This window comes from Vibrio sp. La 4.2.2, assembly GCF_027586995.1.
Classification (GTDB): Bacteria; Pseudomonadota; Gammaproteobacteria; order Enterobacterales; family Vibrionaceae; genus Vibrio; species Vibrio mediterranei.
Map to the genome: position 1 here is coordinate 104,661 of NZ_JAPPTJ010000005.1, position 20,909 is coordinate 125,569.

Annotated in this window: 19 protein-coding genes; 10 read left to right on the top strand and 9 right to left on the bottom strand. The window is 43.0% G+C overall.

Translation table 11 applies throughout. The features are described from left to right. Positions 1-4: 4 nt before the first annotated feature. From OH456_RS12445 to cobO, 3 genes are all read right to left on the bottom strand, one after another. Positions 5-298 carry a hypothetical protein gene (locus OH456_RS12445; protein ID WP_198558106.1) on the bottom strand — a complete coding sequence of 98 codons (294 nt, stop codon included), beginning with the start codon at positions 296-298 and terminating at the stop codon, positions 5-7. A gap of 217 nt (positions 299-515) precedes the next feature. Further along, positions 516-1,724, bottom strand: coding sequence for a NupC/NupG family nucleoside CNT transporter (locus OH456_RS12450; protein WP_038229686.1), 1,209 nt, complete (start codon positions 1,722-1,724; stop codon positions 516-518). 322 nt (positions 1,725-2,046) lie between these two features. After that, positions 2,047-2,655, bottom strand: coding sequence for a cob(I)yrinic acid a,c-diamide adenosyltransferase (gene cobO / locus OH456_RS12455; protein WP_038229460.1), 609 nt, complete (start codon positions 2,653-2,655; stop codon positions 2,047-2,049). 611 nt (positions 2,656-3,266) lie between these two features. Here cobO and OH456_RS12460 point away from each other — a divergent pair. The 3 genes from OH456_RS12460 (at position 3,267) to OH456_RS12470 (ending at position 4,962) form a co-directional block, all read left to right on the top strand. Further along, entirely contained in the window at positions 3,267-3,737 is a 471-nt protein-coding gene (locus tag OH456_RS12460; protein WP_270033555.1) for a hypothetical protein, read from the top strand. A 109-nt stretch (positions 3,738-3,846) separates the two neighbouring features. Continuing rightward, a complete protein-coding gene (locus OH456_RS12465) occupies positions 3,847-4,323 on the top strand; it encodes a hypothetical protein (RefSeq protein ID WP_270033556.1) in 477 nt (158 codons plus the stop codon). A 111-nt stretch (positions 4,324-4,434) separates the two neighbouring features. Continuing rightward, complete coding sequence (locus OH456_RS12470) at positions 4,435-4,962, top strand: hypothetical protein (RefSeq protein ID WP_270033557.1); 528 nt, start codon at positions 4,435-4,437, stop codon at positions 4,960-4,962. Positions 4,963-5,287: 325 nt separating this feature from the next. On the opposite strand, the gene OH456_RS12480 is transcribed toward OH456_RS12470, so the two are convergent. After that, positions 5,288-6,427 (bottom strand): phage integrase Arm DNA-binding domain-containing protein, encoded by a 1,140-nt coding sequence (locus OH456_RS12480; protein WP_270033559.1) that lies wholly within the window; start codon positions 6,425-6,427, stop codon positions 5,288-5,290. Then, positions 6,417-6,641: an excisionase gene (locus tag OH456_RS12485; RefSeq protein ID WP_112478899.1), complete on the bottom strand. Its 225-nt coding sequence runs from the start codon at positions 6,639-6,641 to the stop codon at positions 6,417-6,419. Before OH456_RS12485 ends, OH456_RS12480 begins: the two co-directional genes overlap by 11 nt. Positions 6,642-7,168: 527 nt before the next feature. Here OH456_RS12485 and OH456_RS12490 point away from each other — a divergent pair. The 6 genes from OH456_RS12490 to OH456_RS12515 all read left to right on the top strand — a co-directional run bounded on the left by OH456_RS12490 (position 7,169) and on the right by OH456_RS12515 (position 15,218). Then, positions 7,169-7,294, top strand: a complete 126-nt coding sequence (locus tag OH456_RS12490) for a hypothetical protein (protein WP_270033560.1) — start codon at positions 7,169-7,171, stop codon at positions 7,292-7,294. Between the two features lie 599 nt (positions 7,295-7,893). Then, positions 7,894-8,088, top strand: coding sequence for a hypothetical protein (locus OH456_RS12495; protein WP_270033561.1), 195 nt, complete (start codon positions 7,894-7,896; stop codon positions 8,086-8,088). Positions 8,089-8,177: 89 nt separating this feature from the next. Then, positions 8,178-8,732 (top strand): recombinase family protein, encoded by a 555-nt coding sequence (locus tag OH456_RS12500; protein WP_270033562.1) that lies wholly within the window; start codon positions 8,178-8,180, stop codon positions 8,730-8,732. A 390-nt stretch (positions 8,733-9,122) separates the two neighbouring features. Further along, positions 9,123-9,797, top strand: coding sequence for a DUF6610 family protein (locus OH456_RS12505; protein WP_270033563.1), 675 nt, complete (start codon positions 9,123-9,125; stop codon positions 9,795-9,797). Then, positions 9,794-10,417, top strand: coding sequence for a hypothetical protein (locus OH456_RS12510; protein WP_270033564.1), 624 nt, complete (start codon positions 9,794-9,796; stop codon positions 10,415-10,417). The genes OH456_RS12505 and OH456_RS12510 overlap by 4 nt, the downstream gene beginning before the upstream one ends. A gap of 481 nt (positions 10,418-10,898) precedes the next feature. Next, the gene (locus tag OH456_RS12515) at positions 10,899-15,218 is read left to right on the top strand and encodes a hypothetical protein (protein WP_270033565.1); all 4,320 of its coding nucleotides are present in this window, start codon (positions 10,899-10,901) and stop codon (positions 15,216-15,218) included. Positions 15,219-15,422: 204 nt separating this feature from the next. Here the strand turns inward: OH456_RS12515 and OH456_RS12520 are convergent, their stop codons facing one another. After that, positions 15,423-16,241 carry a hypothetical protein gene (locus tag OH456_RS12520; protein ID WP_270033566.1) on the bottom strand — a complete coding sequence of 273 codons (819 nt, stop codon included), beginning with the start codon at positions 16,239-16,241 and terminating at the stop codon, positions 15,423-15,425. A gap of 177 nt (positions 16,242-16,418) precedes the next feature. Further along, complete coding sequence (locus OH456_RS12525; protein ID WP_270033567.1) at positions 16,419-16,946, bottom strand: hypothetical protein; 528 nt, start codon at positions 16,944-16,946, stop codon at positions 16,419-16,421. A 356-nt stretch (positions 16,947-17,302) separates the two neighbouring features. On the opposite strand from OH456_RS12525, the gene OH456_RS12530 reads away from it, so the two are divergent. Further along, entirely contained in the window at positions 17,303-17,767 is a 465-nt protein-coding gene (locus tag OH456_RS12530; RefSeq protein WP_270033568.1) for a low molecular weight protein-tyrosine-phosphatase, read from the top strand. Between the two features lie 51 nt (positions 17,768-17,818). Here the strand turns inward: OH456_RS12530 and ansA are convergent, their stop codons facing one another. After that, the gene (gene ansA, locus OH456_RS12535) at positions 17,819-18,832 is read right to left on the bottom strand and encodes an asparaginase (protein ID WP_031493949.1); all 1,014 of its coding nucleotides are present in this window, start codon (positions 18,830-18,832) and stop codon (positions 17,819-17,821) included. Between the two features lie 113 nt (positions 18,833-18,945). Next, positions 18,946-20,799, bottom strand: a complete 1,854-nt coding sequence (sppA, locus tag OH456_RS12540) for a signal peptide peptidase SppA (RefSeq protein ID WP_006070051.1) — start codon at positions 20,797-20,799, stop codon at positions 18,946-18,948. Between the last annotated feature and the right edge of the window lie 110 nt (positions 20,800-20,909).

Genomic DNA, 20,909 nt, shown 5'->3' on the forward strand with positions numbered 1-20,909 from the left:
GTTGCTACCAATGGTAGTCAAGATCTTGCTCTTCTTCGAGCTCCTCAACTGCTAGAAGCTGCCATGATTCTATAAGTGCTGTGGCAGCGGCCATTGTGATAGTTTTGTATAAGTTGTGAGTAGCATGGGTAGGCAAGCCGTCATGTTGCAGAGTAATCGAATAGCTACTCTCATGTTGGCTCTTTTCGATATTTTCCCAGTCTTGCTTTAACTGTTTGATAGGTTGAGTTGTACTTTGGCCAAGTATAAATCGGTGCTCATTACTACCAATCCATAGGATCAAACGACCACTTTCCATGAAACTCTCCTTGTTATCATGATGTTGTGTTTGTGTTAATTTAACCAATTGTGACGACAGTTTCACGCCAAGTTGATTGTCTGATTGTACCTAAATGGGGTGACAGAGTGTTGTTGCTGGGAGAGGAGTCAGTAAGAATTAAGGCGAGGATAGCAGATTTAAAGTACTAACAAGCTGACACTTTAAACTGCTACCCTGAAGGCAGTTTTACCTTGCGTTAAAGCGCAATGAAAATGCCCGCTAAACAAGCACTCATCAGGTTGGCTAACGTACCGGCTAGCACGGCTTTAAGGCCCAGGCTTGCCACGTCAGAGCGGCGCTCCGGTGACATTACACCAATAGACCCTAGCTGAATGGCAATAGAGCCAATGTTGGCGAAACCGCAAAGAGCGAATATAACGATAACTTGGCTGTGCTCCGATAAGCTAGCTTGATGCTGAATGAAGTCGATGAAAGCAACAAATTCGTTCATGACTACCTTTTGGCCGATAAATGACCCTGCCATCAGCATCTCACTTTGATCGACACCAATAAGCCAAGCTACTGGAGCGAAGAGGTAACCGAATAGCAGTTGTAATGTGATTCCTTGCGCACCAAACAGCTCCGCTATGGATTCAATAGCGGCGTTAGCCATCGCAATAACACTGACAAAAGCGATAAGCATCGTACCCACTGCGACCGCAACTTTTACTCCGTTCATTGCCCCCGCTGCTAAGGCATCAATCACATTACTTTGATCGCCAGTATCTAAGTCGACAGAGTCATGAGCTACCGGAGTTTGTTGCTCAGGCACGATAAGCTTAGCCATCATTAAGGATCCTGGCGCAGCCATAAAACTTGCGGCGATTAAGTACTTTAGCTCTACGCCTAACCCGGCATAGCCACCAAGAACACTACCTGCCACAGACGCCATTCCGCCCGCCATGACTGCGAACAGTTCCGAGCGTGTCATAGTTGCAAGGAAAGGACGAATAAGCAGTGGGGACTCACCTTGTGATAGGAATATGTTGCCGGTTGCCACCAACGATTCCGCTTTGCTTGTTCCCAAGAACTTCTGAATTAAACCACCGAGTACGCGGATAACCGCTTGCATGATGCCAAGGTAGTAAAGTGCCGAAATAAGAGCGCTAATAACGATGATGATAGGAAGAACACGGATTGCAAAAATAAAGCCTTCAGAAGCTAAATCACCAAATAGAAATTGAATACCAACGTCGGAGAAGCTAAGTACTTTGGCAACACCAGAACTCATCGCGCCAAGAACATGTTGACCAAAAGGAATGTAAAGAACAAAAGCAGCAAACAATGTTTGAAGGAGGAGTGCGCGTAATACGGTATTCCAGTTAATTGCTTTACGGTTTTCGGAGAAAATAAAACCGATAGTTAACAGCGAGATAATGCCTACAAAACCAAACAGGATAGTCATTAACATTGGGTCACCTCACCGTAGCTTAGACAGTTAAGCATGGAATACGATGACCAAGAGGAAACAGCGGAAAGCTGAGGAAACCACTGATTGTGGTAACTGAAGATAAATTTGCCCATTTTTATACCCTTTACAAGCGTGGAGATTGCAGCTGGTCCAAATCCTTGGGTCGTTCACAGTTCCTTGGTGACGGCTTGTATTGGTGTATAGCTAGAAGATTACGCAACAATGCGAAGTGCCCTAGCAAACGGGAGGGCAGTATACAGTAAAAAATGAGACTTACATCTCATTTTTTACTCTTTTGGTTCGATTGGCTAGAACATCACCAATCAACACCTTTTAGTGCTTTTACGCCTGATTCGAAGGCGTGTTTGACATTTTTAACCTCTGAAACGGTATCTGCAATGTCAATGAGAGTTCGGTGAGCACCGCGACCGGTGATAATGACAGACTGCATTTTTGGTCGGTTGGTTAACGCTTCTACCACTTCTTCCAAATCGATATAGCCGTAGCTCACCATGTAGGTCAGTTCGTCAAATAGAACCACATCAAGTGATTCGTCTTTAAGCATGCGTTTACATTCTTGCCAAACTAACTGAGCTGCTTCCGTATCAGCGGTTTTGTTTTGGGTCTCCCAAGTAAAGCCTGTTGCCATCACTTGAAACTCAACACCTAACTTCTCGAGTAGGTTACGTTCGCCGTTATCCCATGTTCCTTTGATAAACTGAGCAACCGCGCACTGCTTTCCATGACCAACGGCTCGAGCAATGGTACCAAAGCCAGATGTTGACTTGCCCTTACCGTTTCCGGTGATGACTAACAACAAACCTTTTTCTTCTTGAGCGTTGGCGATCTTTTTATCAACGTTTTCTTTTACTTTCTGTTGTCGTGCTTTATGACGATCTTGTTTTTGCTCTTCGGAGAGTGACATGGTGATTCCTTATGTTTAGCTGTTAGTCCTCTGTATTCGGTATATGATAATGAAATAGAAACAGAAAAAAACAAGACAAAGTTCAGGGGTAATAGGATGAAAAAGATATTGGTGGTATGCATGGGCAGCACAGCTGTTCCTATTAAGTGATTGAAAAATAGTAATAAAATTCCGTTTCCAAAATTGCTCCAATGAAAGTTCTCCAAAATGTGAGTGCGTTTTAGGTGTGCTTCAAGGGTGCTATAGGTCGCTTAGTATGAGTTACTGGGTCACGTCTAGTTTCAGAAGACATAATGCCCCTCACTTTCTCTTGCTTGAGTTTGACTAGAGTTAGTGTGGGACACTGATTGCAGGCTCGCTTTTGCCTCGCAGCCTCTCAGAATTAGTAGAGGAAGACCTAGCCAGACAAAGCCAATCTAACCCATACTTTGGCCTCTCAAGCAGCTTTTAGCCGTAGTGCGCTCATGTAACTCTATGTCAATTCACATAACAGGTTGATACTACTTGAGTTTCATAATAAATAGCAGCAACATAGGTGGAAAGAAAAGACGGAAAATGCCGTCTATAAAGCGTTAGGCTGTATACGACATAAATTAATCTTGGTGATATAAATGGCTATATACATAGAGCAGTATAAGCGTATGCTCCGATACTATGAAAGGTTTGAAGGTATCAACGAGGGCCGATCTCATAGCAAAGCATCGGAGTTTTATGATGACGATGTGTATGCATTTTTTCAAAATTGCTACCATTTAAAAGATTGGATAAAAAGTGACCCTGATTGCAACAGCTGGAGTTGTGTAGAACAGTTCATAAATGAAAATCGTGAGATGAGAATCTGTGCTGATTTGTGTAATGTTTTAAAACATTGCTCTTTAATTCGTAGTCGCTCTGGTGATTCTCCGAACTTTTCTGGTAGCCATATTGACTTAGAAATCTCCGAAAGTGCCTCAGAACCAACAAGTGTTAAAATTGCAATTAAATACAAAGTTTCATCTTCTGGTGGTGAGTTAGAAGATGCGTTTGAGATCGCGACTCAATGTTTGACTTTATGGGACGCTTATATTGAAAAACAAGCATAACACGTGCTTTAAGATGGTTTCGTAAACGCGTGCCGGACTCGCTTTGCTCAAACATGTCACAGGTTCACTCAGCGCTTAAGCGAGCGTTAGCTATTGAGAGTAAAAACTAATGTTTGACTATACTATTTTAATTTCGATTCTTCCGCTCTTCCTGTTGATATACATAGTTATGAACAATGGCTATGTATTAAAGTTCCCTGTAATTCTTATTGCGATAGGATTTTTAGGGGCAGTTCAATATTTGTCATTAGTGGATGCTCTAGACATACTTATTCAGCATGCAGCTACCGATTTTGAAACTGCTAAAAAAATATCTTCGCTGACAGTAGGCACTCTTTTTGGTGGTTTTATTTGTACAGGACTCTTACTATTGTCTCAAAAAGGCAAAGCAAGGAAGATTGCTGAACTGAAGAATAGGCTCTCTACGATTGAAGAACAGATTACTTTAATCAACAAGGAACTAAAGTGGGCTGATGGGTTTGGTGAGACTGAGCGAGCGGCAGGTCTACGTTATGACCGTACACAGTTACGGTTAGAGCTAGAGAAAGTCAAGAAAGCAATTGAGATGTGGGAATCTCATAGCTAACAAATTACTTAACAGGAACTCACAACGCTTGGCGACTTCCGTTATGGCACAATATTTAATTCAAGTGCCACCGCGCTGTTGCCCGTTAGCAAGGTGTTATTAGAGGAAGTTATGGAAGAAAGTGCATTTAGCATAGCTCAAGCGATATTAGTATCGTTAGGTGGAGGAGCAGCGATTGTCCTTGGAGCTTCGAGTTTTCTTGGAAAAATATGGGCTCAACGAATCTTACAAAAAGAACAATCAAAAATGGCTTTGGAGATTGAGGAATATAGAAACAAGTTAGGTGAGTTAACTGCAAATAAACAGATAAACTACTATCAAAAACTAGAGCTCTATAAGTCAGTATCCATACCGTTGGTCGATTTGGTAGCTAACATTACTCATCAAGAAACGCTAACTCCTGACTACATTCGAGGCTTTGACAAGCAAAGGCTTCACATGACTGCTCAATTGGCACTTTTCGCTTCTTCCGACGTTTTTGATATGTTCATGGAGTTAATAGACTACATGTATAGTTCGATTGAGACGAACACTTTTGATTTTCATGTCTTTCGCGTAGAAATGCTTAAATTCTTGAGTGAAGTTCGAAAAGATATTGGGATATACACAGACGAGATAACCTACAAAGGAAAAAGATAAGCTTACAAACTGTTTATTAGTGATTCGCTATGCGTGGTATTTTCACTATTCGTTGCGTATGATGTTTGCGGTGGTATGCAGAAATTTGGATATTGCGTTGCTCATCCTGTAATTGTGCGTTCACACCCGTGTTGATCAGTTCCATCCTAGTTTAGTATGTAACTGACATAGTTTGTCCACAAGAGTGTTTTTGAATCTACCTACACGCGGAGTTCACTAATCGATTCTGTCGCAACTTCCTGCTCATATGCTAGGAGTTGGCATATTCATGGATTGGCTACAAACGTAACTTTTTGACCAGGATTTACTGTTCGCGACTACCGATTCACTCACCCACCACAACATATTCACTACCTCGGTTATCTGAGTACTTATCCGTCGTTCTACGGTCTTTATGACCAAGTAATTTTTGTGTATCAACACCTGCTTCGTGGTATGTGCGTTCAGCCAATGATCTTAGTTCATGAAAAGTAGGAGGGGTGCCTTCCCATTTTAGATTGGCTTTGTCTCTAGCTTCGGCAAACCTGCGAGTGACTGTGTTGACGTTGACCTTGTCACCTGGCTTCGTGCTATGTACTCGCGCTACATTATGAACGAGATAACGTGACACAATGTCCGTCTTTCGGCACATCCCTATAATCGCAGCGAGCGTCATATCGAGGATTGGATTACGAAGGGTGAGGGGGAAGGCCAGTTTCGTTTTCTGCCCAGATTTACTTGTGGCAACGTAGAGTAGACCGTCTTCAATGTCCGAGAACTTGAGGTGACAAATGTCTTCTCGACGCAGGCCAGTCGTCAAAGCGAGAAGGGCGGCGTGGTAGCAATAGACATGAGGTGATTCTTTCAATACGCGGTCGATTTGCTCCCAGTGAGATACGGTTAGACGTGAACGGCGAACATTCGTTTTTGGGGGCTTGGTCGCTAAGGCAGGGTTATAGCCAGCTTCAACCTCACCAGCATGTTGAGCCTCTTTGAATACATCAATCCAAATAGACCTCAGAACTTGAGCCATTCGTGTTTTGCCTTCCCGTTTATACTCATCAATGATGATGGCGAGAGTCTTTGTATCGAGCTCCCTGATAGCAACATGCTTACACCTGTCATTTAGGACTTTGATGCCACTTCTCCGTGTTTTGAAGGTAGCATCAACGATTTCACCAGTCTCAAGTCTTTCGGCTTGAATCTCCATGTATCGTTCACACCATTCGCCGGTACTGATCCCCATTCGTTTTTTCTTGGTAGGATTAGCATTAAAAATGTGGTGATATTGCTCGACTAGCTGAGCAGCGATGAGTCGATTAAGCTCTGTCGCAACCTTAATCGCTGTTGTTCTGTCGGTTCCCAATCCATGGAATCTACCGGTTCGAGTATCTCGGTATTGGTAGTACGCCTTGCCATTTCGCCTATCAAATTTCTGATAGAGATTGGGGACGTTTAGATTGTGTGCTCTAGGTCTAGCTGCCATGACGGAAAATCCTAGCTACGACAGGGTCGGTGATTTCTATAGAGTCTGTTGAGCAAAGGCCGACAAATACCGCTTTTTCATCGCACATCCATTTTCCGCCGAATTTGACCGGAGCAGGGTGTATCTGCTTTGTTTTTGCGTAGCTCGCCAACGTACTCGCACTTGGGGCAAAGCCAAACTCTTGGATTGCCCATTCCCGAATCGTAATATGCATAGTTCACTCCTGACCTTAATTGTTGCCTGAGTCAGCCAATCGCCTTGCTGTAACCGACCATCATACCTTTGGGTTGAACCGAAAAAGTCCGTTTACTTACATTTTCTAGATTAGCGAGGCCGAAATGGTGGCAATGGGATTAAGCAGCCAAAAACGAGTGCACAAAAATTTTTTGGGGTAGGCCATCGGAGAAATACCGAAGGAGCAAAGTACGTTTTGTTCAGATAGCTTTCTTGCTCTGAACTACGGCTTTAATCACCACTCGATACACATCAGGAAATGAGAAAACACAAAGTGCAGTTAGCGACAAGATCAGCGTTGATTTCTCTTTATTGGGTGGAAAGTGCAGGGCAAATTTGTGAGTATTTAGAAAAACATCTTAAAAACAAAACCTTACAAAAATTGATTGTTGCTAATTACAAGTGAAATTCCTTTATTGGGTGGAGAGCCCTCTTTTAACCAAGGGAAAATTCGGCAGAAAAACAAAAAGTAAAATTAAAACAACGTATTACGTTAATGGTTTAGTCATGAAAAGTATCATGTTTCGCTTTATTGGGTGGAAGGCGTATTTTGACGTTGGCACAAAAGCAGAAGAAAAACAGAATATCGCGATAAATCATAGACTTGCAGGGTTGGGTAAAAACCAAAAATAGTCTGTTTTGGGTAATTGGGTGGAAAGCCTACAAAATCCGAAATTTTGCTTATTGGGTGGAGACCCTACCCACTTTCCACCCAAAATTTATTCTGGGGGGAATTTTACTGACAAAAAATCCCATACCCAGCGCGACTATCGCAGAGAAAGTATCTTCACTGACGCTTATCGTAGTTGCTTAAATCGTACAACTTGGCCATAGCGGCCTTGAGCGACGGACAGGGTTAGCAAGCGTGTAAAACAAGCTTTGAAACCGCCAATCTGCTGGGCAATGTCGCGGGGCGCTCTTGTTATTGCAAACATGGCCAACGCGGCCTTGAGCGCGCTCTAAGTTTACTTGTGGGGATGAATAACGGTACAAAGAGCAGGCCTTAATCTTGAGTACGGCCAGCGCGATTATCACTGCTGATCAGGTTCACGTGAGGCTCAAGACATCTCCCTTTTCTGGGATTGCTCTAAAGAACTTACATTGGCAGGGCATCCTCACATGCCTGAAGAAAACTCACTAAATGGTACTAACAGGTGTCATTTGGGCAGCTTAATCGAATTTCTATCGCTTCCCCAGTGCTTTACTAGAACAAAGAAACACAGGAGGGAACTATGACTGAGCCAGCTAACAGCAACTTTCCAGTTCTGGGTTTGGAACCAATGGCCGAGTTAAGATTAACTATCGAGCAGGAGTTGGAAAGGCAGTGTTATCCGAGTTTCAATTCTCTGCTTGTTTCAGGCATTCGTCGAATAGACCGTCCAAAAAGGTGTACCTTTTCGGACTTGAGCAAAACGGCCAAATGGTAAGGTAATCACTGTACGTTAAGTCGGCAAAATACTTGCTGTACATGTCTTCATTTTTGCTGGGACTTATTGAACAGTTTCGAGGAGGGTTTATGTTGATTGGTTATGCTCGTGTTAGTAGCGATGAACAAGATTTGGGGGTTCAGGTTGAACAGCTTACTCGTATCGGTTGTGAAAAGATCTATCAAGATAAAGCCAGTGGTAAGAGCGCGGAGCGTCAGGGGTTAAAGCAGCTTCTTGAGTTTGCCAGGGAAGGGGACATTGTGCATGTCACCAAGGTTGACCGGATTGCCAGAAATACAATCGATGCGCTTGGCGTCGCCGACCAATTGAGCGCGCAGGGCTCAGGGCTCATTTGTCATGACTTGGGCGACCTAGACATAAACAGTGACGTGGGGCGCGTTATCTATACCACAATCGGAGCGTTTGCAGAGATGGAGCGCTCAAGAATATTGCAGCGATGCAATGAAGGGAGAAAACGAGCTAAACAGCAAGGAAAGCACCTTGGTCGTTATCCTAACTTGGCATTACATGATCGCATAAGGGAGTTAGCTAACAGCGGTTGGAGCAAACATGCTATTAGCCGTGAGCTCGCGTGTAGCCGTTCTACGGTTTACAAGGTACTTTCTGGAGGGCATAGAGTTTGATGTGGTTATCAGGCTCTAGAAGTGATTGTGAGGTTTTTACGTCTGGCTGCTAGAGTGTCGTGACACGTTTTGCCCCATTCGGTGTCAACGCAATGACTCAGTGGTAAATCGCGCCACAGAAATTACAGTGCTTTTGTTCATGGTTAGCGCTAGAGAGGTCGTAATAAAAAGCTACCAATTATGAACATGACAAGATAGTTGAGGAACTCTCTGATTCTACGTGTTATTCAAAAACGAAACACTAAGTATCATACACAACTTTTCCGCACCACCTTCATTTATAATAATAGACATGCGCAACAAGGAGCCAATTATTAGTGTTGAATATGATTAAAATTTATTTAAAAATAAGACACTTACAAAACGAAAGGAATTAGGCGTGAGAACAGCATGGAAATCTTGAAGTTCATAGCTCACAGTAAAAAAGCTGTAGGACTGGCGGCAAATGAGGGGTGGCACCCCGCGGCACGATATACCAACATGAGAGATGTGAAGACTTTTGATTTTGAGGGTATTGGTTTTGTCGATATTGATTGGAAGAATTATGATTTCTCAAAACACCTAGATGTCGTAGCAACACATAAACCCAGAATTACAATGGCTCGCGACGTTGAATGTATTTTCAGTTTAGATTCGATACTAAAAGAAGCTGAACAACTTCTTCTACACTCTGAGCAAGTAGCTATCGTCCCCAAAGACCCAAACCTCAATGAACGTTTAAGTGAGCTTATCCCTTCTAACTTCATACTCGCATACAGTGTACCAACGCGATATGGCGGCACTCAAGTTTCTATCGAAAGTTTTGATAGACCAGTGCACCTACTTGGAGGCAGACCTGATGTTCAAAGAGCTTTAGCAGACAAACTAAAAGTCTACTCAATGGACTGTAATCGGTTCACGTACGATGCGCGATTTGGAGACTATTTTGATGGAACCAGATTTAGAGCTCATCCAGAAGGTGGTTATGAAAGATGTATACGAGATTCAATCCTAAACATAAACAAAATATGGGAAGACTACGTGGTTCATGAACACGTTAGAAACTGGTTTAAGGAGGCTGTATGAATAAACGAGAAGAGCTTTTGTTAAAGATGTACGACCAGATGTTTAATGACATCAATAGACATATTATGGTTGTTTGGCAGTGCGTCGGGGTACTAATAGGTGCTTTTGCTATTTTCGCACTAGTAGAGAAGAAAGTAGTGTCACTAGATATCGCAGCAAGTATCGTTCTTCTACTTTGTTTCTGGTTAATGTGCCACCTTCTCGATGCGGCTTACTGGTACAATCGAAATCTAGTGATAATTGCCAATATCGAAAGGCAGTTTTTGCAGAAAGATGACCTTAATGAAATTCATTATTATTTCGGGAAGCACAGACCAGACAATGTCATGATTGAACATCTTAAGATCCAATTTTACTTGGGTGTAGGTCTAGCTTTAATTGTAATAGGGTATCACTTTATAGAGCGTGTTGTCCCCGGAATGGATCAACCTATGACTAATTTTGAACCTATAAGAGCGATTCCATACATACTGGTGCTGCTTGCAATCATCTATGTATGGAATCTGGCAAAAAAACTTAATCGAAAGTACAAAGAGTTTATGACGAACTCCCCTGGCATTGATGTTGACACGGGAGCAACTGTTTACGGTGTCGGTCACGGTCATAATAGGCAGCCATAGCTTTCGACTAGGGCTTCCTATGAGTGGAAGCCTTTTTCAACTCGGTTCAGCTTTCGTGGCTATTCAATGTGACGAATCTTTAGTCGAATACAGTTTATGTTAAATATCCATCAAGCTCGGCACCTCTCTGAATGGTGCCAAGCTTCATTTTTGGATACTCAAAGTTATTTTGTGGGTAGCTAAATTATAAGAGCCACTTGTACACCTTTTTCCATCTCCTTGCTGGCGGGGTAGATCACCGCAATTCAGATCTGCCCCCTTCCGTGCCTGTGACGCTCGTCCTCACAAATTACACTAGGTGGTTTGACCTACTTTTTCTTATGTCTGTAATGTCTAGTAAGTTGAGGACTTACCAGTCTATGAACTAGCTGCTATATCCGTACATATACCCCATTGAATCAAGAGGGTAATGCTAGAAAATTACCGCGGATATGAGAATATAAAATCAGTGACACCTTCTTCATCAGGAACATTACATAGTATGACCATCCATCATGTACCGATAGAACGCCGATTCGCAAAACCCTCTGAAAAGCACCTTGTCGATCCCGACTTTTTATCCTTATGGGGCGAACATGCATCAGGTTGTCTGAGTTGGGATGATTTTAAGGACAACCGCTGCGTCGTTGTACTCGCTGATGGTAAATGTGGAAAAACTCATGAGTTTAAAAGACGAAATGAAATACTCCGGGCTAATGGGCAGGTATCGTTTTTCATACCGCTTGAGCAGCTCCAAGACAGTGAAATTCTAGATATATTGTCAGATGAAGAAGAATATGCATGGGAAGATTGGCTTGCAGCCCCTGATCAGACGGCGGTGTTCTTTTTGGATGCTGTAGATGAGCTTAAGCTTCGCCAAGGAACGCTTCGTAAGGCTTTGAGGAAAGTTAGAGATACTCTCGGCGAAGCCCTCTCGAGATCAAGATTTTTTATATCTTGTCGTCCAAGTGATTGGAATGAGGAGTTTGATGTTAAAGCTCTATCAACAATACTGCCGCCGGAAAAAATAGCCCAGACGCAGTTACAACCTAAAGACGGAGAGCAGGTTTTCTTACAGGTCATTTCACGTAAGGAATGGGCTAATAATAAATCTGAGCGGGAGATTGGTGATCAGGACTCCTCTGAAAGGATCAGAGTGGTAAGCCTTCTACCTTTTAGTCGGAGCGAAGCTCTGGAATTTGCGAAACTATACTCTCCAAGTGTCTCAGAACAGTTTGAACGCCAGTTATCAGAGAAAGAGCTTTGGCATTTATATCGTTTCCCCTACGAAATCATGTCGGCCCTCGATCAATTAGCAGACCAAGGACAATTAGGTAATTTAGAGGAGCAACTTGTTTATGGCATTAATCAAAAGCTTCGCGAAATATCAGATAAAAAGCGGAACTGTCTTAGTCAAGACAAAGCTCTCGATGGCGCAGAACGAGTAGCATTAGCTTTTTTTATGACTAAAACGAGATCAATAAAGTCGACTTCTGCTGCAAGTAAAGAAAGTGCCCTAAAGATTCAAGATGTACTGACTGATTGGACATTTGATGAATGTGCGGAGCTACTTGGTAAGCCGATCTTTGACCCAACAGGAGTTGGTTCATTCAGGTTCCACCATCGTTCTACCCAAGAGTATCTGGCTGCGTTGCGCTTGAGAAAGTTAAGGGAGTTAGGCCTCAATACAAATGACTTATTTAGCCAGTTATTTGCGCGCGTAAAAAATGAAGAAGTAGTAATTCCAAGTATGGAACCAGTGACGGCGTGGTTAGCTCTGTGGTATCCCGATATATACAACGAGGTTAAAGCACGCAGCCCTTCTTTGATGTTTCGTCAAGGAATCCCAGCTTTGCTTACCGTTGAGTGCCGTGAAGAGCTTATTCGCAAATACGTTGATATGTACTCGCAAGACAAAACGTGGCGAGGTATACGAGTTGATTTTTCCGATCTGAAGCGGTTGTCGACACCAGAGCTATCACCTGTTATTCGCGAGTTATGGGAAATAGCTTATTCAGGCCTTGATACACGGGAGTTACTTTTAGAGCTAATCTATCTCGCTCCAATGCCAACGTGTGCAGATTTGGCATTAAATGCATTATTTGATGAAGATTTGCCTATACACCAGAGAACTTACGCTGGATGGAGCGTGCTTGAATTTGGGGGACAAGAACAGAAAGAAAAAGTCGGAAAAGCTGTTCTTAAGGGGGAGTGGCCACACAAGCTAGTTCGAGGCATATTAAGCAATCTTATTCCAGATGCTATGTGTGTATTTGATTTTTTTGCAGTCGCAAAATGCCTGCCAGAGACCCCTAACAATGTACATGGATTAGGTTTCTCAATAATGAACTCAATCAAGTCTGAATCGTTGTCGGACGACCAAAAGTATTGGCTTAGAGATGAGCTTGCTCAAGCAGTATGGGATGCTCGGTGCGCTAAGAGTCGTATCTACAACGGTAACTCAAAATACAACCATTTTGTGGACGCTGTAATCCAAGCTTGCTTTTTAACTGTGCCTGCTGAGCAAGAGAGTGTTGAAAAGTGGGCTTGGTGTCTTGCAATCGCTTTTCACTTCGGCGAGCGCAGAACTAGTATTATTGCGAGACGCGAAACTGAAGCGCTCGTCAAGTTGTTGTCACAGAATGTAGAGCTTAGGGAAGCATATTATTGGGCTTGTTTATGCTTAGTAGAAGAGCTTGAGAGTCATTATAATTTCGTGTTTAGCGATTATCTTATTGACTATGAAAACATATTATCGCCATTCACTACTAACGATCTTCCGTGGTTAGAACGGGCTTTTATTGAGGGCGAATCAAAAAATAAAAAGGACGCAGCCTTTAATCAAATAATTCAGCTTGTTAAATATGAGTCTTCTTCAAGAGCAATTGAGTTCTTGTCTTCATCACTTTCTGCAGGTACTGAATATGCAGATATGTTAGAGCGAACCCTAACTCCTCCTGAACGAGAACCTGATGAATACGAACTTGAACATCGCCAAGAAATGGAAAAATTCGCTGAAGAGGAAGCTAAAAGGGTCAAAGATTGGAAGGGGTGGAGGGACGAGGTTCTTGCTAGTAAGGATTTTTGTTTAGGTGAGGATGAATATGAGAACACGACTTACAACCTGTTCAAATTTCTAGAACAGAGTAGTGAGAGTTCAACGTGGGGGGGGTGGGACTCTAATTTGATTGAAAGAGCCTTCTCCAAAAACTTTGTCGATGCCCTGAGGCCAAGGCTATCAGATTATTGGAAAGCAGCGGATGTACAACTGTTCAGTGAACGAAATAACGAAGCTAAGAACTCTTTTTCTTATCAGACCTTGATGGCTCTTACCGCTGTTAAGTGCGAGTCTGAAAGTAAGTGTTGGCCGATAGGTTTGACTGATGAGCAGGTTCGTCAGGCTGTAAGAATCTCGACTATCGAGCTCAATGAGTTTGCTAACTATCTTCATACGCTAACAGACACGTACCCCGTCATTGTTGAAGAAGTATTTACATTAGAGGCTCAGAGACAACTGGACGATTTCGCTGAGTTAGGCAAAGCTCCTCTACTTCATGATGCTCTGTATTCAGATTACTTAGTGGTAAAAATTAGCGTTATCAAAGCGATACTGACGAAACTTGATATTATCGAAGCTGGTATGAACAAAGGTTCCAATACCGACTTAAAGTATGCTTTTGAATTAGTAGCTAAGTTTGGTGCGGACACTCCTAAAGCCTTATTAGCTGAAGTAGTGAATAGCTTCCTCGATAACTCTATTGATTCCGCTGATGATCGTAATGCTTGGGTTGCAAGGTTGGCAAATCTCGACGTGGTGAAAGGCTGCGATAGGATCATCGAGTTTACAGAAAATAGATACGCTGATGGCAATTTAGACCTATTTGCTAATGTCTTTGGCGACCGCCATAGCATGCAGCAACCGACGTTTGAGCATATAGAGCCGACTCAAAGGCTAGCCGTATTGAAACCACTGGTTATTCGCACTTATGAAGTTGTTCAGCCTTCTTCTGATATAAGGAGAGAAGGCTCCTTTAGACCGGGAAGTAGGGACTACGCTGAGCACGCTCGCAGCTTCCTACTTGAAAGCTTATTTAAAGTAGAATCACTCCATACAATTGACACTTTATACGAGTTATCAGCGATGCCTTTGTTTAATGACGTGTCTTGTAGGCTAAAGCAAGCCGCTGTTGAGCTCGCGGCTAGAATTTCAGAGCCGAAGCCAATGCCTGTAGAGAGATTTAATCAATTTAATAGAGAGCGAAATTATCAACCCTATGATGACCGTTCTCTATTTATGGTTATGAATAACAGGCTAGATGATTTTGAGCATAGCCTACTCAATGATGAGGCAAGCATAGTCGATACATTGAGAAAAGTGGATAGCGAAACCGAGCTTCGTAGGTTTATTTCTAATTGCCTATATCAAGATAGCCGTGGTGCTTACTCGGTAACTCAAGAAGCGGTAGTTGCTGGCGAAAAAAGAACAGATATTCGACTTAATGTAGATCGCATCGATAGGTATGCCTCTATAGAACTCAAGCTCGATGATAATCGAAATAACTGGTCGGGTTCTGCGCTGAAAGTTGCATTAATTGATCAGTTAGTTGGACGATATCTAAATCACAAGAAATGTCATACCGGTTGCCTTCTTATATGTATGAGGGAGTCCCGCAATTGGGTAAACCCAGATACAGGTGAAAAAATGAACCTAGAGGAGACCGTATGCTGGCTTCAAAGTATCGCTGATGACATCACATTACAGCGCCCCGACCTACTAGTTTCTGTGAAGGGGATTGACTACTCCAAAATAGCGAATGAATGAGGTAGTAGTATTTCGAGCTAGCTGCGTCTGGCTAGCTCAGTTCTGCCCCAAAGCTAGTTAGATCGAATACTTATCCATACCCTGTAATTGCCTATTTTTTAATAAAAACAATCCAACCGATAGATATTTCATTGGTAACCACTTTGTATATCACGGGAGTAAATTCGATAGAAGTTTGTGTATAGCTACTATGCGAATAAGTAATCAACAATACTCTTTGTATTTTTTATCATAAACCAATTGCAAGAGGCTCATTTTATCAAAATAATATGCAAAACTATCATCTATATGGTGAAAAATTTCAGATCTCATTTTATTTGGAGAATATTTAACATTTGCTATAACTTTTGAATCTAAAATAGCACCCTCACCGTAGGTATCAATATCTTTATACAGTTCCAACATCTGATTCCATGTTCCAATGCTAGGAGTTGAATAACTTTCGTAAAGAGATATGTACAACGAGTTCTGTAAATCAAATAAAATTGCAAGGACGTCTTTGTCTAAACAATGTGCGTATTTCTCTAGCTCTATAATTAGTTCTTTGATCTTTACATTAGTGATATATAAGAAAGTATCTAAATGTGGGTGTTCCTCTAAACCAGAAAGACACCCTACTTGTTCATGTTTTGAGTCGAAACTAAGGATATGATGCAAGCTAGTGTAACGACTTCTTTCATAAAGCTGTCTAAAGCTAATATCGTTCTTATTTGGTAAGTATTCAAATGCATCCTCACAGTATCCTTTGAAGCCTACAATATCGGGCTTTATATGTGGGGTAAGCATGTATTCGGTGTAATAAATACGGAAAACTGTTAAAAGTCTATTGAGTTTTGGTGCCGCTATTTTTGCTTTATTTCTTTCTTCTTTGTAAATAAAGAACAGTGACACTATGACAGAGCTAATAACACCTGTAACTATGGAAGGCAACAAGCTAGCAGTAAAGCCCGATAACAACTCATTGGCACCCAAAATATAGCCAATAGCTACTAGACTAAGACAAGCGAGAGCGTAAACGAACAAGGGTAAGCCTCCACATTAAATAATAGTTCATAATACTAGAAACTCGCTCACTACCAAAGCCGCTAACTCAGAAATGTCCACTTTCGAGCTAGCCCCAAAACCACAGCTAAAACCACAGCTAACTCGAAAACTCCCATCTCCCGCACTCAACGCTTAAACCGCCTCAACAACGAACCCCTACGAAAACATGTCATCATCCAATCCCGTGCTGAAGCCATCGTCAAAACTGCTATCACAACTATTATCACAGTCTGTAGTAGTGAATTCGTCAGAGCTGTAATCAGTACATGAGCTAGAATCAGTTTCAAAAGCGCTATTAGCAGTACTTGAGGAGGTATCGTCTGGGTACGTGCCTTGAGACAGACTGTCGTAGCCGTACGGATTTCCCATAGTATCCATCCCGCCAATACCTCCAACCATTGGAAGGCCTGTTGCTGGGTTAATGACGGTGTTTTCATCATCAACATAAGATTGGTTGGTAAAGTCCATCGATGCAAAATCGGTGTCGTTAGTTGGCTCATACGAATTGCTATCGACCGAGCTTTGAGTTTGGTCTTGGTAAAATACCCAGTTTGGTTCATAGTTTGACTCCTTGGTGTTAACGCCAGGCTCGATGGTGCTCCCGATAGCTTCGTAACTGCGCATTTTGGTTACCAAAAACAAACCAAAGATGACTAAAGCCAGTAAAGTAAAAATGCCGCTCATACTTCCTCCCCTTGCTTGGATTGAGATAAGTTGGAGAACACTCTGTTCCTTTCATTGCTGATGCTAACACCCGGCCAAACGCCAAGAGTCCGTTTGGTGATTACTTTTTGCTCTTAAAGATAATTAAGACTGACAATCAGTCTCGCGAACGCGTCGAAATCTATAATGTATTTACTTTTCAATTGGTTATGTGAAGTTGAGAATGTTGGGATGATTTTCACTTTCATACAGAGTGGTCGTTTTGAGGCTAAATTCGCTCCAATATCCCTCCAAAACTATTCACAAGTACCTGATTTATCGACTAAAATTTTTTGTATCTTTGACGTGAAAATTGAGCGAAATTAGGTGTTAACTCTATGAATAATAAAAAGAAACCATCGATTCTCGTTGTATGCATGGGCAATATTTGTCGCTCGCCAACGGGCGAAGCGGTATTACGCTCTAGAGCAGCGAATCAAGGGGTTGAGGTCCTTATCGATTCAGCAGGGACGATTGGCTACCATCACGGTGACGCCCCTGATAGGCGAGCGCAAGCCGCTGGTGAAGCTCGTGGTTACTCGTTTTCTGGAATAAAAGCGCGACAAGTGACAGATGAAGACTTTGAGATCTTTGACATGATTCTAGCCGCAGATAAGGATAACTTGGTCGACCTTAAACAACGTTGTCCTCAACATCTCAAGTACAAACTTTCGTTGTTTCTTAGCCATGGTTCTTCATCCTATAGTGAGATCCCAGACCCTTACTATGGAGGAGAGCAGGGCTTTGAGTTGGTGTTGGATCTCATTGAAGAAGCGGCCGATGCAGTGTTAGGCAAAGTCTAATGGCAAAAAACGCAGCTTAGCTGCGTTTTTAAAACGATCAATAGTAAGGACTTATTTACTCATTTCACCACGTAGCACTTCTAACATTTGGGCTTTAACTTCTTCGTAGCCCAAGTTTTGGCTAAGTAGGTAATGTAGCTTGGCTAGAGCCGCTTCTGGGGTCATGTCAAAACCACTGATAACTCCGGCATCGGCTAGGGCACAGCCAGTGGCATAACCGCCCATATTAACTTTACCTGCTAGACATTGGGTAAGGTTGACCACAATCACGCCACGTTCAGAGGCTTCTTTTAGGTGTGCGAGAAGCTCAGGGTTTTGTGGTGCATTACCTACACCGAAAGTAAGCAATATCATAGCGTTAACAGGTTGAAGTAGCGTGTTACGAATCACTTCATGTGAGATGCCTGGGTACATAGTAATGACCCCAATAGGCTGTGGTGTGATGTCGTGTACTTTAAACTTGCCCTCAGGCATTTTGTTCAGTTCTACACCACTACCTAACTGAATATTGATACCCGCCTCTAAAATCGGCGGCATGTTTGGAGACGTAAACGCGTTGAAGCCATCGGCGTGAGATTTGGTACTGCGGTTACCGCGCATTAGTTGATTATTGAAGAACAGTGTGACTTCGTTAATCGGATAGTTAGCCGCAATGTGCAGTGCATTCAAAAGGTTAGCTTGTCCATCAGAACGTAGCTCCGCTAAAGGAATCTGTGATCCGGTGACAATGACTGGCTTACCTAGATTTTCTAGCATAAACGATAGTGCTGATGCGGTATACGCCATCGTATCGGTGCCATGCAGAATAACGAAGCCGTCATAGTTGTCATAGTTATCACGAATATCGTCAGCAATCTGTTGCCAATCTGCAGGTGTCATGTCTGAAGAGTCAATCAACGGTTCGTATTCGTGAATAGTAAACTCTGGCATTTCAGGGCGATGGAATTCCGGCATACTAGCCAGTTGCTTTTCCATAAAACCGGCGACGGGAATATAGCCGTGATCGGACTTTTGCATGCCGATGGTGCCGCCAGTGTACGCAATATAGATGTGTTTTCTTGTCATGCCAGGGACCGCTTTATTATCAAGGGGAACAGATGCAGGCGATTATAACCAAAACAAATAAAAGAGCCACCGATTGGTGGCTCTAGATAAATGAATTTGTTAGCTCTGCATGCCTACTGGATATTACAGGTCAAGCACAGTACGTACTGGCCTTTTGGGTCGTTAAAGCTTTCCAGCAAACTGGCTTGTTGTTGCAACTGAGTCGCGACAGGCAGTAAGCTTTGTGGGACCCAAGCGGATATGTCGAGTCCAAGACTCACTTTTACCTGCTGCATAATATCTTGGACGAACTGTTGCGCTGGGCTTAGCGGTTCTTCGACCCAATAGATATCGTACTTCTCCATACCTCCGAGCTCAGCAGCGAGAGCGACAGCATCATCAAAATCGCCAATCTGGTCAACCAAGCCTCGCTCTAATGCGTCTTTACCGGTCCATACTCGACCTTGCGCGACGGAGTCGACATCCGTGACAGACATGTTGCGGTTATTCGCGACTAACGTAATGAAGCGCTTATATCCATTTTCGATGCCCATTTGGAATGCTTTTGACGCGCCTTCACTGATGCCTGTGGTTACACCAACGCCTGAGAAGGGTGATGTACCAACGCCATCGGTATTAATCCCAATATTGTTTAACCCTTTCTCGAAGGTTGTTACCACACTAAAGATACCGATTGAACCAGTGATGGTCGTTGGCTGTGCCATGATCTTATTAGCGTTCATAGAAATCCAATAACCACCGGAGGCAGCAACACTCGACATGGACACTACGACAGGCTTACCAGCATCGCGCAGCGCTTGAACCTCGTTGCGAATCACTTCTGAAGCAAATGCACTTCCACCTGGGCTGTCAACACGTAATACCACGGACTTAACGGAGTCGTTTTCACGAGCCTGTTTGAGAAGGGCTGCTGTTGTATCACCGCCGACAGTACCACGTGGTTGCTCACCATCCATGATGGTGCCGCTCGCTACGATGACGGCAACTTGGTTGTCGGGTTGCTTAGGTAGGTCGTATGGCATGGATGCCAAGTACTCGTAATAACCCACAGCGTTAAAGCCACCATCGCCGTCGCTACCAAATGCCTCGACCATAGCCTGATTGACTTGCTGTTTGGTAACAAGTTCGTCGACCAATCCTAGTTGCTTAGATAATGCGGCTAAATCGCCGTCAGCAGCTTCTAGTTCTTTAAGAAATTCATCCATGGTTGGCGTTAAAACGCTAGTTTCGATTTGACGGTTAGAGGCAACATCATCTACGTAAGCGCCCCATAGCTGTGAAACCCAGCGAGTGGCAGATTCTTTCGCTGCATCAGACATGTCATCACGAAGGAATGGCTCGACCGCGGATTTGTAAGTACCGACTCTGAATACATGAGTTGTCACATCGAGTTTTTCGAGTAACGTCTTGTAGTACATTGAGTACGCGCTGTAGCCTTTGATAAGTACCGCACCATCAGGAGCAAGGTAGACTTTGTCGGCATAGCTGGCTAGATAGTATTGACTTTGATTGTAGAAAGCACCGTAGGCATAGATAGGCTTGCCTGTCGCCTTAAACTCATTCAATGCTTTAGCAATGTAGCGAAGTTTGGTTAAACTAGTTTCCGGCATGTCTCTCAACGATAGCACTAATCCTTTTACAGAATCATCAGTCGATGCGTGGCGGATTGAATCTACTATATCAAACAGAACGTTTTCTTTTGGAAGGTCGCGCCCGAACAGTGATCCAGTGACAGAATCCATAGGATTCACATAACTGCTTTGCTCGACGATAGGCCCAGAAATGTTCAGGACTAACGCTGACTCTTTTTTGACGGTAGCTGGCGCAGGTTCGACTTGAGTGAAAGCAAAATAGATCATTGCAATCACAGCAAAGAAGAGCAGGTTAATAATAGCAAGTCTGGTAAAGTTAATGACTTTCCAGAACCCTTTGAAGATCAAACCGATAAATCGAAATACTTTTTTCATCATCTCTCCACATCACCAATTGGTGAGTGTTTTTGTCCCTAAACATCAATTACTAGTGTAGCGTTGGCGTGGCAGATTCGCTGTATGAATAATGTAATTGTACGTGCTTG